Source organism: Vibrio sp. R10-SF1-ISO8, from assembly GCF_059833805.1.
In genome coordinates this window covers 242,602-257,985 of the sequence record NZ_JCBDHL010000018.1, presented here as the reverse complement: position 1 = coordinate 257,985, position 15,384 = coordinate 242,602, and the positions used below count along the sequence as shown (strand labels likewise).

Genomic DNA, 15,384 nt, shown 5'->3' with positions numbered 1-15,384 from the left:
TGTGATTTTATTGTTGTTGTCACTGCGACTAGCAGGGCAGTGGTACATATTCATTACTTAGCAAGCTAAAGTTATTGCTTGATTAGAAGCCGCAATAAAAGCGCAGTAATTGATGTTGTGAATAGGTGAAGTGAAATATAACAGCATCTGTTAGCTAGTTTTCCACTTAAAATTGATCTATTTCAAAATCTGGCACACTCGAAAGGTTATAGTAACACCTGTCATCTAGTCGGTGTTTACACTGACAAGTTGAGCAAGATGACACTTCCTTTTGAAGGCTGACTTTACTTTCTCCTAATCAGGAAACTGATTATTTCAATTGGCGTAAGTTAATTGCTTTATATATTCCAACCACACAGCTTTGTGTGGTTTTTTTTTGCCTGCAATCTCTACGACAACCATTCTACCTATAAGTTACACCTATTTTATCAAGTTATCTCTTAGTCCAGTGTTATTTATCGCCATTGGCTGATAAGCAGCGTAATCTGTCGTAAGTCACGTTTATTCAAACGACCGTTTGATTGAATTAACATTCTCGTTACAATGATTCTGGTCAGACCTCTATTTATTAAGGAGCAACAATGGGCAAGCAGGAAGTGAAAACTCGCTCAGGAGAACGTGTAGCGATTGTCGCAGGTTTGCGAACACCGTTTGCGCGTCAAAGTACAGAATTTAGCCAAGTCCCGGCGGTAGACCTCGGAAAAATGGTCGTGAGCGATATGCTTGCTCGCACTGAAATCGATCCAAAACTGATTGAGCAAGTTGTGTTTGGTCAGGTTGTGCAAATGCCTGAAGCACCAAACATCGCACGTGAGATCGTGCTTGGAACAGGGATGGACATTAATACCGATGCTTACAGCGTGACACGTGCTTGTGCGACGAGCTTCCAATCGGCCGTAAACGTTGCCGAAAGCATTATGGCGGGAACCATTGATGTCGGTATTGCTGGTGGTGCAGATTCGTCGTCTGTTCTGCCAATTGGTGTTTCTAAAAAACTAGCGGCAAACCTGCTAGCACTGAGTAAAACCAAGACACTCAGCCAAAAGCTCAATATTCTTAAAACTCTGTCATTGAAAGATTTAATGCCAGTACCGCCTGCAGTCGCTGAGTATTCTACTGGCTTGTCAATGGGTCAAACGGCGGAGCAAATGGCGAAATCACATGGCATTACTCGTCAGGCGCAAGATGAACTTGCTCACCGCTCTCATACGCTTGCTGCTCAAGCTTGGAATGATGGCAAAATAGAAGGGGAAGTCATGACGGCATTCCCTGAACCCTACAAGAAGTGGATCGCGAAAGATAACAATATTCGTGAAGACTCAACGATTGAGGGTTACGCAAAACTTCGTCCTGCATTTGACCGCCAGTACGGCAGCGTAACCGCGGCCAACAGTACGCCTCTTACCGATGGTGCTGCGGCAATTATGTTGATGCGCGAAGGCAAAGCGAAGGAACTTGGCTTAGATATCATGGGTTACATTCGCTCTTACGCTTTCTCTGCAATTGGTGTGGAGAAGGACATGCTAATGGGACCTTCTTACGCGACACCGATGGCGCTCGATCGCGCGGGGATTGAGCTTTCAGATCTTACGCTGATCGATATGCATGAAGCCTTTGCCGCGCAGGCGCTTTCAAACGTTAAAATGTTCGCAAGCGATAAGTTTGCTCAAGAGAAGCTGGGTCGAACAAAAGCGATTGGCGAAATTGATATGGATAAATTCAATGTGTTAGGTGGCTCGATTGCGTATGGTCACCCATTTGCTGCGACAGGCGCGCGCATGATCACTCAAACGTTGCGTGAACTGCAACGAAGAGGTGGTGGTTTAGCATTGAATACAGCCTGTGCCGCAGGCGGTTTAGGCGCAGCTATGGTACTGGAGGTAGAGTAATGAGCGACAAAACTGCATTTAATTTATCCATTGATGATCAAGATATCGCATGGCTTTCTATCGACGTCCCAGGCGAGAAAATGAATACCCTTCAAGCAGCGTTCGCTGACGAAATGGAAGCGATCTTCAGCCAACTTGCGGAGAAAGGTGCGGCAATTAAGGGGTTAGTGGTTCATTCGCTAAAACCAGATAACTTCATTGCAGGGGCTGATGTGCGTATGCTCGATGCTTGTAGCAGTGCTAAGGAAGCGCAGGCATTGGCAGAAAAAGGTCAGCAAATGTTCCAGCAGCTTTCGGACTTGCCTTATCCTGTCGTTGCCGCTATTCACGGCCCATGTCTGGGTGGTGGACTAGAGCTCGCACTAGCTTGTGATTACCGTGTGTGTAGTGATTCAGATAAAACCCGTTTAGGCTTACCAGAAGTTCAGCTTGGCCTTTTGCCAGGCTCGGGTGGTACTCAACGACTGCCTCGTCTGATTGGTTTGTTGCCATCACTAGATATGATTCTTACTGGCAAACAGCTTCGAGCAAAGAAAGCGAAAAAACTGGGCGTGGCAGATGCGGTCGTTCCTCATACGGTGTTGCTTGATGTTGCTAAAAGCTTTGTTGAAAAGAATTCTAATAAGAAGAAAGGCAAACGTAAGATTTCGACTAAAGAGAAACTTATCTCTAATACAGGCTTAGGCCGAAAAGTGATTTTTGAGCAAGCTGCTAAAAAGACGAAAGAGAAGACTCGAGGTAACTACCCGGCAGCTGACGCCATTTTAGAAGTGATTCGTTTTGGTCTCGAAAAGGGCTTTGAAAAAGGTCAGAAGAAAGAAGCTGAGCGTTTTGGGGAGTTAGTGATGACCTCTGAGTCAAAAGCGCTACGTTCGATCTTCTTTGCAACCACAGAGATGAAAAAAGAGCACGGCGGTGATGCTCAACCTAAACCTATTGCAAGAGCAGCGGTTCTAGGCGGTGGCCTTATGGGCGCAGGGATTAGTCATGTCAGTGTGGCTAAAGCAAAAGTGCCTGTTCGAATCAAAGATGTGTCTAATGACGGTGTACTTAACGCGCTCAAATACAATTACAAACTGTTTGAGAAGCAAAGAAAACGTCGCATCCTCTCTAAAGCGCAACTGCAAAGTAAAATGTTGCAGCTTTCTGGTGGGACAGATTTTACTCGCTTTAACCACACCGATATTGTTATTGAAGCGGTATTCGAAGATCTCAACCTTAAGCAACAAATGGTGGCAGATATCGAGAGTAACGCCAAAGATAGTACCATTTTCGCGACCAATACTTCGTCTTTGCCAATCCATCAGATTGCAGAGAAAGCGGAGCGCCCGGAAAACGTCGTCGGTCTACACTATTTCAGTCCAGTAGAGAAAATGCCATTAGTAGAGGTGATTCCTCATCAAGGCACTTCGGATGAAACGATTTCAACGGTAGTGGAATTTGCGCGTAAGCAAGGCAAAACACCGATTGTGGTTAAAGATTGTGCGGGTTTCTACGTAAACCGAATCTTAGCGCCCTACATGAATGAAGCGGCGCAAGTTCTGTTGACTGGAGAGCCAATCGAACAGCTTGATACTGCACTGCTTAATTTTGGTTTCCCGGTTGGGCCAATCACCCTACTGGATGAAGTCGGCGTTGATATTGGTGCCAAAATTATGCCTATTTTAGTCGCTGAGCTCGGTGAACGTTTCCAAGGGCCAGATGTGTTCGATAAGCTGCTCAACGATGATCGTAAAGGACGTAAGAGCGGTAAAGGCTTCTATAGCTACAAAGGCAAAAAGAAAGAAGTCGACAAGTCAGTGTATAAGTTACTGAGCTTGAGCCCAGAATCCAAGCTTGCTGAGAAAGACATCGCTATGCGTTGTGTTCTACCAATGCTCAATGAAGCGGTTCGCTGTTTAGACGAAGGCATCATTCGCAGCCCAAGAGATGGTGATATTGGTGCTATTTTCGGTATCGGTTTCCCTCCATTCCTTGGTGGTCCATTCCGTTATATGGATCAAATTGGAATCGAAAAATTGGTGGAGATCATGAACGAGCATGCGCAGAAATATGGCGATCGATTTGCTCCATGTGATGGTTTACTCACGCGAGCAGGCATTGGCGCTAAGTTCTACGACTAAAACCAAAGCTCTACTAAGGCGAACCAATGGGTTCGCCTTTTTCGTTTATGGGCGTTATTATCAAGAAAAACAAGACACTAAAAAGGAAGTCTCATGGATGCTCTAGATTTATTGTTGAACCGTCGCTCAATCGCAAAGTTATCTGAGCCTGCTCCTGAAGGAAAAGCGCTGGAAAACATTATTCGCGCAGGACTAAGAGCGCCAGATCATGCTGGTTTGACACCGTGGCGCTTTGTTATTGCGCAAGGTGAGGGGCTCAACAAGTTGTCTGACATTCTAGTCAAAGCCGCACAAGCTGAGGACAGTGAACAAGCCGTTGTGGACAAGGTGAAGAATGCGCCGTTTCGTGCCCCAATGGTGATTACTGTTATTGCTAAAGTGACTGAACACGAGAAAGTCCCAGCGCTAGAGCAATACCTTTCAGCTGGTTGCGCGGTTCAAGCGATGCAGATGGCAGCGGTTGCTCAAGGTTTTCAGGGATTCTGGCGTTCGGGCAAGTGGATGTTCCACCAAGAAGTGCACCAAGCGTTTAATCTCGAAGGTGACGATGAAATTGTTGGTTTCCTTTATCTTGGTACGCCAGGTTGCACACCAATGAAAGTACCAGAGCGGGATTTGAGTAAGTTCGTCGAGTATCTGTAAGAATTAAAAAAAGCTTGGTGATTACCAAGCTTTTTTACTTTTGGCGATTGTTTAGTGAAGATTGTAAGCAATAACAAAATCAATAAACAAACGGACTTTTTCTGGTAGATGATCTTTATGGTTATAGAGCATATAGATATCGCGCGGGTTAGCACTCCAGTCTTCGAGAACGCGAACTAAGCTACCATCCTCAATGTACTCCCTCAGCATGACATCAGGCATAAGAGTGATACCTAAACCAGAAGAACAAGAGCTTCTTACTACGTCTAAGGTATTGGCTTGAAAACGGCCTTTATCATTATTGATAACGGTTTCGCCGCTATTGTTTGACAGCTGCCATTTTAGCAGTGGCGATCCTTTAAGCAAAGAGTGGTGATGCAGGTCTTCTGCGTGCTTAGGTTCTGGATTTAACTTCAGATATTCAGGGCTAGCGACCAGAATATCAGCCACTGAGCTGATTTTACGCGCGATTAGACTAGAGTCACGCTGCGGACCAACGCGAAAAATGACATCCCACTCAGTTGGGTCCAACTGATCGGCGTGGTTGCTGGTCGTTAGCTCAATATTGATGTCAGGGTACTTAGCCATAAAGGCATTGTACATAGGCATCATCATGCGCTTAGTCAGGTTTGAAGGCGCGGTAATACGAATTTTACCCGCAGCCCCTCGGCACTCATCGGTTAACTCCTCTGCAGCTGAGGCTAAGCGGCTAAGCAGAGGAGAACATTCATTGTAAAAACGTTCACCTGCTTCTGTAAGGGAAAGTTTACGAGCATGGCGATTGAGAAGGCGTAGGTTCAAAGAATCTTCTAGAGCCTGAATACGTCGCGTTATTGTCGCTACAGGAATCATCGTTTTACGAGAAGTTGCGGTATAACTCCCGTTTTCGACTACCAGTCTAAATAGGTTTAGATCATCTAATTTCATTGTATCAGACACACATTTTTACGAATTTGGTTAATTTATATGTATATCAAACGTCAAAGTTTGAGTCACATCAACAAGTTTATCGATATTTGTTATTCCATACATATAGTATGCAACAAGGCTTCAAAGTGGAAGATTTGTATAAATCGCAGTTCGAGACTACTTTTTAAGGAGTGTGTAGAACTAAATACAACAATAACAATAAAGAGCAGTAACATTAGTTTGTGTGAGGCAAAGATTTATGCATAAAACAGTTGAAGTTGGAACCAGTGCGGCTGTGCCTGTCGCCGCTGGGCAAAAGGTGATCATGCTGGTGGATGACGATCCGATCTTCCGCCGCATTACACTCGGCTTTCTAGAATCCCAAGGCTACAAGGTTGTAGAGGCGGAGAATGGACTCGATGGGTTGCAAAAACTGCGTTCAAATGAACCGGATTTGATTCTGTGTGATCTGTCGATGCCCATTTTGGATGGTATCGAGTTCGTTGAAGAGGTGAGCCTCGAGTACCCCTCATTACCGCTAATTGTTGTTTCTGCCACTGATGAAATTTCAGATGTGGCGAAAGCACTGAGGTTTGGGATTAAAGATTTTTTACCTAAACCGATTAGCAATCATGAGCACCTAGCGTGCGCGATCGAAAACACCCTCGATGACTCGGATAACCATTTAAGCGATCAACGTGATTTTTCCAGTCAATGGTTCAGAGTCGATAGCGGTGATATGCCAGAAGAGCAAGAGTTGCATTGGCATTTAGAGTACCTTGACGAGAATCCAAGCGCAGCCAAAGATTTGCTACATGCTTTGTTACCAGACAAGGACACTTCTCAAGGCGATTGGAAATGCAGCTATCGCTTGCTCCAGTCAACGGATGTGATGCCACTCGTATTCGATTATGCATGGCTTATCAACGGTCAGTTTGCTTTTTATCTCGTTGATTCTGACAGTGAAGGGCAGCATGGAGCGGCAACCACCTTATTGGTTCGGGCACTTTTCCATGATTATCTACGTAACCTCAAGTGCTTTAATGCCGATCTTAAAGACATAGCAAGCCTGCTTGAAAAGGGGATTAAGTGCTCTGATTGCAGTACACCAGTTAAGGCCATATTTGGTATCGCTGATTTATCCGAGGGAACGTTATCACTTCTCCCTGCTGGATTAGATGCTCAATGGGCTAATGGGTATTTTTCTCAGCATATTCCGGCAGGGGTTATGCTAGGAGAAAATTGCGTTAAAAACTTTATTACCTCTGACTTGCCCATTCAATCCGCTTGTCAGTTAACGTTAAGTCGTTTGGGTTCAAGCAGTTTTAGCTTAGATATTTATCGTGGCAGCAATGCCTAGTCGCCACAGCTAGAATCATTATCTGGGCATGACTTATCCCGATAGGTATAAGGCTCAACAGACACATTTCAAATAACCCTTTTGTTAGTCGGTGTTTGTCGACTAACGATTAGGGTATAGTCCGCCATAAAACAAAAACAACCCAAGTTATTAACATTTGATTAATCTCATGGGAGTAAAGTCAACACCTATAATTAGAGAAGCAAGCTCATGGCAGACAAAGATTTTAAAGAACCTTATAATATTTACTACTTTCTTGGATTCATAGCAGTACTGCTTATCCCAACGCTACCAGCAACCTTGACTTGGATTCGCGTGCTTAATGGGTATGCGGGCTTCTAAATAGCGTTCGGAGCATACCATCTTAATTCGCAGACTCTTTCTTAATTTTGTTGGTGTGCTCAGCCTAATTCTGGGCTTTATAGGTATTTTTTTACCACTCCTACCGACCACTCCGTTTATTCTTCTTGCTAGCGCTTGTTTTATGCGCAGTAGCCCCAAGTTTCATCGTTGGCTGCATCAGCACAAAACATTTGGTCCTATTCTGACGAATTGGCATCAAAATGGCGCTGTGACCGCTAAGGTCAAAAAGCGCGGTGTGATATGCATACTCATCAGTTTTGCTTTTTCAATTTGGGTCGTACCGCACTTCTGGTTAAAGATTGCCCTTGTATTGATGCTCATCATTTTACTCAGTTGGTTTATTCGTCTGCCTGTGACTGAGTACCTTGCCGATAGAGAAGAAAATCACTAAGATTGTGAAGAAGTGTGCCCGCTTTTGAAGTGGGCGTTTGTTTTTTAGGCACAATAAACCGCGGCAGTTACGTTAGTCATTTCCAGAGGTTAGGTTGTGCTCAGAATTACGCTAGCAAATGGTCAGTGTTTGGAAAAATGCGCCAACTAGCCAATCTAAGAATGAATTATGACTACTGAAACAATCTCACAGATCAAATCAAGTATTAAAAGCATCCCAGATTACCCTAAGCCAGGCATTCTATTTCGTGATGTAACAAGTCTAATGGAAGACGCAGCGGCTTATCAGGCGACGATTCAGCTGTTAGTTGATAAGTACAAAGATATGGGCTTTACCAAAATCGTTGGTACTGAAGCTCGCGGTTTTCTATTTGGCGCGCCATTGGCTTTAGAGCTTGGTCTTGGTTTTGTACCAGTACGTAAACCAGGCAAGCTACCACGTGCGACTGTTGCTCAGTCTTATGAGCTAGAGTACGGCACAGACACGCTTGAAATCCACGTTGACGCGATCAGTGAAGGTGACAAAGTTCTTGTAGTTGATGACTTACTTGCTACAGGCGGTACGATTGAAGCGACTACAAAGCTGATTCGCCAGCTTGGCGGTGACGTTGAGCACGCTGCTTTCGTTATCAACCTGCCTGAGATTGGTGGTGATAAACGTCTTGAAGGCCTAGGCCTTAACGTTTACAGCATCTGTGAATTTGAAGGTCACTAATCGGGTAGGTTATTTATAGGTATCGTTTCATGAGTTATCTTGCCTTAGCGCGAAAGTGGCGACCAACCAAATTTAACGAAGTGGTTGGTCAAGCCCATGTTCTCACCGCGCTTGAAAATGCGTTGGCGCAAAATCGTCTTCATCATGCGTACTTGTTTAGCGGCACTCGTGGTGTGGGTAAAACCACTATCGGACGTCTGTTCGCCAAAGGTTTGAATTGTGAAACCGGCATTACCGCATCACCTTGTGGAGTATGTGATACCTGTAAAGAGATCGATGAAGGTCGTTTTGTTGACTTACTAGAGATCGATGCGGCATCTCGAACTAAGGTTGAAGACACTCGTGAACTTCTCGATAACGTGCAGTACAAACCTGCACGTGGTCGATTCAAGGTCTATCTGATCGATGAAGTTCACATGCTCTCACGTCATAGTTTCAACGCCTTGTTGAAAACATTGGAAGAGCCACCTGAGTATGTGAAATTCTTACTGGCAACCACAGATCCTCAAAAACTTCCTGTGACCATTTTATCTCGCTGTCTTCAGTTCCATCTGAAACCAATCAGCGTCGATAATATTCATGAGCAGCTTGATCACATCCTTCAACACGAGAGCGTTAATGCTGAAGCGAGAGCATTAGGTATGATCGCACATGCGGCTGATGGCAGTATGCGTGATGCGCTAAGCCTGTCTGACCAAGCGATTGCCCTAGGGAATGGTCAAGTTCTGACGGACAGCGTCGCACATATGCTCGGAACCTTAGATACCGATCAAGCTTTACACCTACTTGAAACTATCAGTTCTAAGCAGCCACAAACGGCGATGGAGTGTATCGCAACTCTCGCTCAAAATGGCGTTGAGTGGGATGGTTTGCTCCAACAGTTAGCGACACAACTGCATAGACTTGCTATGTATCAGGCATTGCCTGCGACATTAGACCAAAACCAGCCTGATGCGGAAAAAGTTGAGCTTCTTGCGCGTGCATTAAGCCCACAAGATGTTCAGCTTTATTACCAAATTGCGTTAAAGGGACGACAAGATCTCCCTCTCTCTCCTTCTGAAAGAGTGGGGTTAGAGATGGTTATCTTGCGTATGATGGCGTTTAGACCTGTTTCCCAGCCGCAAGCGAATGCCATTAGCACTCAAGTTGAAGCGTCTGCTCCTGTTGAACTTAAACCTGTGAACACGGTTCCTGTGGTCAACCCAGCCCTGCGTGCTCAGCCTAAGGCATCAATTCCTCAATCTCGACCTCAGGTTTCTCAACCTGATCCAACTGCAAGCGTAGTACCTCCTGTTGCGGATTATGGCTACGAGCCGCCACAATATGATGGGCCACCGATTGAGCAATACATGCCACCAAGTGAGCAGTTTGTTCCCCCTCAGCCAGATATGGGGCAGCCAGCAGCTCAGCCGCAAAGTCAGCCATCATCGCAGCCGAGTGAACGAACTTCTTCACCTTTGAGTGGTCTACGTCATCAGTTACGTTCGCAAAGAAAAGGGTTAAACCCTGGGCAAGGTAATACGCCAAAAAAGGCTAATGCGACATCTGCAAAACCAGAGTCTGTTTTAGACCGTGTAGCAAAAAAACACGGTGGATCAGCGCAGGTGTCGCCATTGTCACAATCCAACTTCAATGCAGCACCTGAGCCAGCTAAGGATGAACCATATCAATGGAAACCGACCTTACCTCAGACTCAGAAAGAATCGATAGAGCTAACGCCAACGTTACTCAAAAAGGCGTTAGAACATGAGAAAACACCAGAAATGGTGCAAAAGCTCGTAGATGAGAGCTTAGAAAAAAATGAATGGGCGAAACTGATTAGCCAGCTAACAACAGCGAAGCTAACGGAGCAGCTTGCACTAAACTCATATTATGAGAAAAGTGGCGCGTCTATTTCATTGACGTTAAGAGCGACACAGGCGCATCTGAATACAGACAAAGCGCAAAGTGAACTGCTGGGGGAGCTCAATCGCGTTCTCGGAGAAGAGTGTCACCTGAGTGTCGAAGTAGGAGAGAGTGGTGAAACGCCACTGGAGCTGCGAGATAAGCTCTATCAAGGGCGTTTACAGCAAGCTTTCACCAGCTTAGAGCAAGATCAGAACGTTCAGTTTATCGAGAAGCGCTTTGCTGCTCAGCTCGATAAAGAGAGCGTTAGACCAATATAATTGTCGGGGTTGAGTTTTACTAATTGGGCCCCATCTAATAACGAAACAAGCTAACTAACCAGAGAGATAAACATGTTTGGTAAAGGCGGTATGGGCAATCTAATGAAGCAAGCCCAGCAAATGCAAGATCGCATGCAAAAGCTTCAAGAAGAAATCGCTAATATGGAAGTAACAGGTGAGTCTGGTGCTGGCCTAGTGAAAGTAACCATTACTGGTAGTCACAGTGTTCGTCGTGTTGACATTGATGAAAGTCTAATGGAAGACGACAAAGAAATGCTTGAAGATCTTATTGCAGCAGCTTTCAACGACGCAGCACGTCGTGTTGAAGAAACTCAAAAAGAGAAAATGGCTGGTGTAACTGGTGGTATGCAACTTCCACCAGGCATGAAGATGCCTTTCTAATAGAGTAAGAATTAATGCGCACCAGTCATATGCTGGAGCAATTGATGGAGGCCTTACGTTGTCTACCTGGGGTTGGCCCCAAGTCGGCGCAGCGTATGGCCTTTCATTTGTTACAGCGTGATAGAAAAGGCGGCTTGCAGCTCGCAGATGCGTTAAGCCATGCGATGACCGAAATTGGTCACTGTAGCAAGTGCCGTACTTTTACTGAAGAAGAAACTTGCCATATCTGTACTAATCCTAAAAGACAGGAAAATGGTCAGATTTGTGTGGTTGAAAGCCCTGCGGATATCGCAGCGGTTGAGGCAACCGGCCAATTCTCCGGTCGTTACTTCGTGCTGATGGGACACCTTTCACCGCTCGATGGGATTGGTCCTAGTGATATTGGTTTAGATACGCTGGACTTCCGCCTTCGTCGCGGAGATATCAGTGAAGTGATTCTTGCCACTAACCCGACGGTTGAGGGTGAAGCAACGGCCCATTATATTGCTGAACTATGCCGAGAGCATCAAGTTCAAGCGAGCCGTATCGCTCATGGTGTTCCTGTCGGAGGTGAGCTAGAGCTCGTTGATGGCACAACGCTATCACATTCTTTACTTGGTAGGCAGAAGCTTTCTTAATCAAATGATAAGACCGCGGGAAACTGCGGTTTTTTATTGGAATCGATGTTTGATAGCAATCCATCCCTAGACTGCGCGTGAGAAATAACCCGTTAGAAACGGTAGTCGAATGAGAGACTTATTTGATTGTTGTATGGGATTGAAACCTTGGTTGTTTCGCCACTGTCCCAGTTAATGGTGTTGTCGTATGATTCAAACATATGACGGTATTGTAAATCAGCAGATAAATTATCAAGAATTTGGTATTGCGCACCAACTTGTAAACCGTAAGTGAAGTCAGTATGACTGGCTTTGTGAGAAGCGCCATCCCCTGTATCACGATTATAAATCGACATTTCAACTCGGTTGTTAACCAAACCAACCGTAGCACCCCCAAACAAAGATAAATCTGAAGTTAGTGCATGAAGGTAATCATAAGAAATCAGGTATTCTGTTTGAGCAAGATCGACACCTGAGCTCACGTGCTCAGGTTCTTCATTTAGACGGTTACGATAGAGCGAAGAGTCAACCATGTGGTTGATCGTGGCAGTAAATCGGTGGTTATCCTCTAAATATAAGCCGGCTCTTATGTGGAACGCGCCACCCTTAGCGTTATCGCTGAACGTGCCGAATTCGCTATCGCTGACTTCTCCCTTTACTCCTTGGTAGCCACCACCTGCACCGATGAAGAACTCAGTGGCGTAAACCGAACTAGAAAGGCTAGCAATCACGAGTAAGCTAAGCTGTTTTTTCATTTTAACCTCCAAAGAAATGAGACAAACATTATCTTTGGAGCTAAATTAGAGAACTAATTAATAGGTCTTATAACGATGATAATTTTTACTTATCAGGTTAGGGTTTCAAGCTCTGTAATGTTATCTAATGCTTGTTGATTCGAAGAACCACACACCACTGGGCATGGTTTAAACTCATGGCAGACCTTTGGCCGCTCTGGCTTTCCAAATAGTTTGCAAAGATTATCTTCATTTAGCTGAATACAGCGTTGTCCTGCGGGCTTTCCTTTAGGCATGCCAGGGATAGGTGAAGAAATACTGGGGGCTATACAGCATGCGCCGCAGCCTAAACGACATTCCATTCATCACTCTCTCATGTAATTTTTTCGCATGTTAGCAGGCCGTGTGATCTATATCACCAAATTTTTCAAAATTGAACCTAGATAGTTATCACTGAACTACACGATGTGAAAAAAATATTATGCTCATTTTTCCCCTCTGTTGTGAACTTTTCTCCCAAGAATTCTAGTGTCGTACGCTTTAATGCCTAGCTTATTTAATGATTGCTAATTTAGAGTTTAGTTAATCGTTATTGATTGATTGTTGCCAAATCTGCTTGTTTATCGGAATGGGTGTATCGATTTTTCGTTAATTAAATAACAATAAAATAAATTAAATTAATATCAGATCTATAAATAACATTTAGGATTCCAAACGGTATTTGTGTGATGTTATTTATTTATTATTTTATCAAAATACTAATGATAATTTTAATGCTTAATTGGTGAGCAAAAAATTGCTTGATTCATAGGCGACTCTTTGCCTAGAATTCGCAACTACTTGCTCAGATATATATTTGCGATTTATATAGCAGGATATCATTAGCCTTTATTTTTGGTGTGTTAATTGCTTACTAGGTTGTCTTTCAAATTCTTATAACTTGTGAGGTTTTTATGGGAAATGGAATTATTGTAGGGCACATAGGAACTGAGCATGATGGATTTCCACCGACGCCTGTCACCGCTGGGTCGGGGACCGTGAAAATTGATGGTATACCTGCAGCCCGACAAGGGGATCCTTTGGAGCCTCACGATAAACCCAAGAACCCAAAACATGACCGTTCCATTGCCGCAGGTTCTGGTACGGTAAAGATTGATGGAAAGCCAGCGGCAAGAGCTGGTGACCCTGTGAGTTGTGGAGGGGTGTTGCAAGGTGGTAGCAGTGTCAATATCGGTTAGATTCCTAGCCATCGTCATCGCGGTGGCTATGCTAAATAACGCTGCCCTCGCGAGTGATAATTATGATGTAGAGAAGATGTCTGCAGCAGATGCCTATAAGCATGGAAAATTGCTTCGAGCGCAGTTCAAAAACACAGAAGCAAGAGAATACCTTAAATACTCTGCAGACAATGACTATCCCGACGGAGCCTATGCGTACGCGATGGAAACAATGGGCTACCATGATGGCGTTCGTGCAACGGGTTACGCGAGAGAATATTTGGTAAAAGCCGCAGAAAGCGGTAATAGGCCAGCACTTAAATACCTATACCGTAACGGGGATTGGTTGAGTCATGCCAAGCGTAATAAATATAAGAGCGCGTACTATAACAGTCTGATTGATTTGGGAGCTTTATCTCCGGGTTTAGCCTATTTGCACTTATCTGACTATTTTCATGAGTCGGACAGAGAGCTCTCTGAGTATTACTTGGAAAAGGCGATGGAGTTTGAAATCCCCAGTGCTTTTATGACAAGCGCCGAAAGATTAGAAAATGGAGAGGGTGACTACTTTTTTGATAGTGAAAGAGTTGCCTTATCACGTAAGAGATATATGCATGCTGCGGTGGAAGGGTATATTCCTGCAATCAAAAGATATGTTGCCATTTTGGAGTCTCGGGGCAAGTTTCAAGAAGCCCTAGAGTGGAGAGAAGTCGGTGTTGTTCAAGGTGACATTACATCTTTGGTTACCCTCGGCAATATCTACAGTGGTAACAGCCCAAGATACAGTTTTGTAAAGACAGACCTGACTAAAGCAAAAGCCTACTTCGAGCTCTATCTGGAGAACGCAGGGCAAGACAGATTAAGTAGCGTGTACCATCAGGCTGAAACCAATTACAAAGAGATAGTGGATAAAATAGCAGAGGTTCAACTTCCTCAAGCTCAAGCGTTGAAGGATGAGTTATCTGAAGTCACATACTTCTATAACCATGATTATCTTTGGAACACCTATTGAGCATGAATAAAGTATGAAATCCGAACACTGTTTTGTGGTCAGATTCATGCTGTGCATTATTTTGTTTAGGTCATATTAATAGGCCGTATTAAATTAGTGTTGCTAATTATATTAATTATTTAAATGTGATATTGGTTCAAGAGAATAATGTTTTTAAAATATAAATTCCTTTTCTCTAATAATTGATCGTTTAAGAATTATTAAAACATCTAAAAAGTATATCTGACAATAAAGTCAATTAACCTTTTCTCCCTGTGAGTAATAGGTTGGTTACTTTATTGTCAATATAAACACCATCCTGTTTAAATTTAATTATCGGAGAACTTTGATTATGTCTAAGGAAGGAAGCGTTGCTCCTAAAGAGCGGATTAATATTAAATATATTCCTGCCACTGGTGACGCTCAGGCTGAAGTTGAACTACCACTAAAAACTCTAGTGGTTGGAGACTTTAAAGGCCATACCGAAGAAACCCCTGTCGAAGAGCGTAGTACCGTTTCAGTTGACAAAAACAACTTTGAATCTGTGATGCGTGAAAGTGAACTGAGTCTTTCAACTTCAGTAACAAGCAAACTAACTGAAGATGAAAACGCAGAGTTACCTATTGAACTACGTTTTAACTCTCTAGCTGACTTTTCACCGGACTCGATTGCTAACCAAGTTCCAGAGCTCAACAAACTTATTGAACTTAGAGAGGCCTTAGTTGCGCTAAAAGGTCCACTTGGCAACATTCCAGCATTCCGTGATCGCTTACAAGAGTTACTTCACTCACAAGATTCGCGCGACAAGCTATTAGAAGAGCTAAACCTTGTCAGTGAAGACGCTAAATAGAACAAAATGCTGACTAATAACATTCGTCATTTAATGGA

At 44.0% G+C, this 15,384-nt stretch carries 16 protein-coding genes; 13 read left to right on the top strand and 3 right to left on the bottom strand.

Going from position 1 to position 15,384, the window contains the following annotated elements:
- Positions 1–581 precede the first annotated feature (581 nt).
- The 3 genes from fadI (at position 582) to AC6R00_RS14475 (ending at position 4,654) form a co-directional block, all read left to right on the top strand.
- Complete coding sequence (fadI, locus tag AC6R00_RS14485) at positions 582–1,889, top strand: acetyl-CoA C-acyltransferase FadI (RefSeq protein WP_500640868.1); 1,308 nt, start codon at positions 582–584, stop codon at positions 1,887–1,889.
- Entirely contained in the window at positions 1,889–4,012 is a 2,124-nt protein-coding gene (gene fadJ, locus AC6R00_RS14480; RefSeq protein ID WP_500640867.1) for a fatty acid oxidation complex subunit alpha FadJ, read from the top strand. Before fadI ends, fadJ begins: the two co-directional genes overlap by 1 nt.
- A 93-nt stretch (positions 4,013–4,105) precedes the next feature.
- Positions 4,106–4,654, top strand: a complete 549-nt coding sequence (locus AC6R00_RS14475; protein WP_069665855.1) for an NAD(P)H nitroreductase — start codon at positions 4,106–4,108, stop codon at positions 4,652–4,654.
- A gap of 51 nt (positions 4,655–4,705) precedes the next feature.
- Here AC6R00_RS14475 and AC6R00_RS14470 read toward each other — a convergent pair whose 3' ends face one another.
- On the bottom strand, positions 4,706–5,581 hold the full coding sequence (locus AC6R00_RS14470; protein ID WP_004748335.1) for a LysR family transcriptional regulator: 876 nt from the start codon (positions 5,579–5,581) through the stop codon (positions 4,706–4,708).
- Between the two features lie 241 nt (positions 5,582–5,822).
- Here AC6R00_RS14470 and AC6R00_RS14465 point away from each other — a divergent pair, with 241 nt between their 5' ends.
- The 7 genes from AC6R00_RS14465 to recR all read left to right on the top strand — a co-directional run bounded on the left by AC6R00_RS14465 (position 5,823) and on the right by recR (position 11,575).
- Positions 5,823–6,923 (top strand): response regulator, encoded by a 1,101-nt coding sequence (locus AC6R00_RS14465; RefSeq protein ID WP_500640866.1) that lies wholly within the window; start codon positions 5,823–5,825, stop codon positions 6,921–6,923.
- 210 nt (positions 6,924–7,133) lie between these two features.
- A complete protein-coding gene (locus AC6R00_RS14460) occupies positions 7,134–7,265 on the top strand; it encodes a hypothetical protein (protein ID WP_004748332.1) in 132 nt (43 codons plus the stop codon).
- Between the two features lie 19 nt (positions 7,266–7,284).
- The gene (locus tag AC6R00_RS14455; protein ID WP_038197396.1) at positions 7,285–7,677 is read left to right on the top strand and encodes a YbaN family protein; all 393 of its coding nucleotides are present in this window, start codon (positions 7,285–7,287) and stop codon (positions 7,675–7,677) included.
- Between the two features lie 168 nt (positions 7,678–7,845).
- Positions 7,846–8,391, top strand: coding sequence for an adenine phosphoribosyltransferase (apt, locus tag AC6R00_RS14450; RefSeq protein ID WP_500640865.1), 546 nt, complete (start codon positions 7,846–7,848; stop codon positions 8,389–8,391).
- 29 nt (positions 8,392–8,420) lie between these two features.
- On the top strand, positions 8,421–10,556 hold the full coding sequence (dnaX, locus tag AC6R00_RS14445) for a DNA polymerase III subunit gamma/tau (RefSeq protein WP_500640864.1): 2,136 nt from the start codon (positions 8,421–8,423) through the stop codon (positions 10,554–10,556).
- Positions 10,557–10,628: 72 nt separating this feature from the next.
- Complete coding sequence (locus AC6R00_RS14440) at positions 10,629–10,958, top strand: YbaB/EbfC family nucleoid-associated protein (protein ID WP_004748326.1); 330 nt, start codon at positions 10,629–10,631, stop codon at positions 10,956–10,958.
- Between the two features lie 14 nt (positions 10,959–10,972).
- Entirely contained in the window at positions 10,973–11,575 is a 603-nt protein-coding gene (recR, locus tag AC6R00_RS14435) for a recombination mediator RecR (RefSeq protein ID WP_500640863.1), read from the top strand.
- Between the two features lie 92 nt (positions 11,576–11,667).
- Here recR and AC6R00_RS14430 read toward each other — a convergent pair whose 3' ends face one another.
- Positions 11,668–12,309 (bottom strand): outer membrane beta-barrel protein, encoded by a 642-nt coding sequence (locus AC6R00_RS14430; RefSeq protein ID WP_239826242.1) that lies wholly within the window; start codon positions 12,307–12,309, stop codon positions 11,668–11,670.
- A 92-nt stretch (positions 12,310–12,401) separates the two neighbouring features.
- A complete protein-coding gene (locus AC6R00_RS14425) occupies positions 12,402–12,650 on the bottom strand; it encodes a YkgJ family cysteine cluster protein (protein WP_500640862.1) in 249 nt (82 codons plus the stop codon).
- Positions 12,651–13,241: 591 nt separating this feature from the next.
- Here AC6R00_RS14425 and AC6R00_RS14420 point away from each other — a divergent pair.
- The 3 genes from AC6R00_RS14420 to tssB all read left to right on the top strand — a co-directional run bounded on the left by AC6R00_RS14420 (position 13,242) and on the right by tssB (position 15,346).
- Positions 13,242–13,526 (top strand): type VI secretion system PAAR protein, encoded by a 285-nt coding sequence (locus AC6R00_RS14420; protein ID WP_500640861.1) that lies wholly within the window; start codon positions 13,242–13,244, stop codon positions 13,524–13,526.
- A complete protein-coding gene (locus AC6R00_RS14415) occupies positions 13,510–14,517 on the top strand; it encodes an SEL1-like repeat protein (protein ID WP_500640860.1) in 1,008 nt (335 codons plus the stop codon). Before AC6R00_RS14420 ends, AC6R00_RS14415 begins: the two co-directional genes overlap by 17 nt.
- 331 nt (positions 14,518–14,848) lie before the next feature.
- The gene (gene tssB, locus AC6R00_RS14410) at positions 14,849–15,346 is read left to right on the top strand and encodes a type VI secretion system contractile sheath small subunit (RefSeq protein WP_500640859.1); all 498 of its coding nucleotides are present in this window, start codon (positions 14,849–14,851) and stop codon (positions 15,344–15,346) included.
- Positions 15,347–15,384: the final 38 nt, after the last annotated feature.